This window comes from Tardiphaga sp. P9-11 (assembly GCF_008329525.1).
GTDB lineage: Bacteria > Pseudomonadota > Alphaproteobacteria > Rhizobiales > Xanthobacteraceae > Tardiphaga.
In genome coordinates this window covers 1-935 of the sequence record NZ_NPKQ01000027.1, presented here as the reverse complement: position 1 = coordinate 935, position 935 = coordinate 1, and the positions used below count along the sequence as shown (strand labels likewise).

Annotated in this window: 1 protein-coding gene; it reads left to right on the top strand. The window is 59.4% G+C overall.

Features of this window, described 5'->3' with window-relative positions; all coding sequences use genetic code 11:
* Positions 1-100: 100 nt before the first annotated feature.
* Positions 101-935: hypothetical protein (locus tag CIW50_RS28895; RefSeq protein WP_149534592.1), on the top strand; the 835-nt coding region annotated here is incomplete at its 3' end.

Sequence of the window (935 nt, the reverse complement as noted above, 5' to 3'; positions counted from 1 at the left end):
AAGAGGACGAATTCGTCTGCGAGGGCGGAACCATACTTTTGAATGCACATTGTGTGGGCATCGGCATCTATTCCGGAGTCGCTCCAATGGGAATCTCAAAATGATTGATACTGTTGTCGTGCAGCCAGCTGCCCCTCGCCTAGATGAGCCTTCAGTGGCGGGTGTCTCATGGGCTGCCGTCGCGGCTGGCGCCGTCGTCTCGCTGGCGTTGACACTCGTTCTTATCGCTTTCGGGGCGGGGCTCGGTCTGTCAGTCGTATCGCCCTGGTCCTCCAGCGTATCCGCTACGACGTTCAAAATCACGACGGGAATTTATCTGATCGTCATCGCCATGATCTCTTCGTCGATTGGCGGATATCTCGCTGGTCGTCTGCGGTCGCGCTGGATTGGCGTTCATTCAGATGAAGTCTATTTCCGCGACACCGCTCATGGATTTCTGGCGTGGGCCTTCGCTACCGTGCTCGGAGCCATCTTGCTCGCCTCGCCAGCGACTTCTGTTGTGAGCGGGGCGACGTCTGGAATGGCAGCCGGCGCTACTGCCGCGAGCGCGCAAGCCGGGCCAGTCGACGGCTACATCGATACTCTGTTGCGTCCATCCACGCCATCGACCGATGGCAACGGTGCTGATGCGCGCGGTGAACTCTCTCGCCTGATGGCTGCAAGCCTTCGCACTGGCGAGTTGAAGCCTGCCGACCGTACTTACGTGAATAAAGTTGTCGCAGCCCGCACCGGTTTGAGCGAACCCGATGCAGACAAGCGCGTTACCGAAGTTATCAACGATGCCAAGACCGCTGCCGACACGGCTCGAAAGGCCGCTATGCAGCTCGCCTTCTGGCTCACGGCTTCACTATTGATCGGCGCTTTCTCTGCCAGCCTGGCGGCGACCGAGGGTGGTGGACTTCGAGACGGAACCTGGAAAACGCGTCGCACGCGAT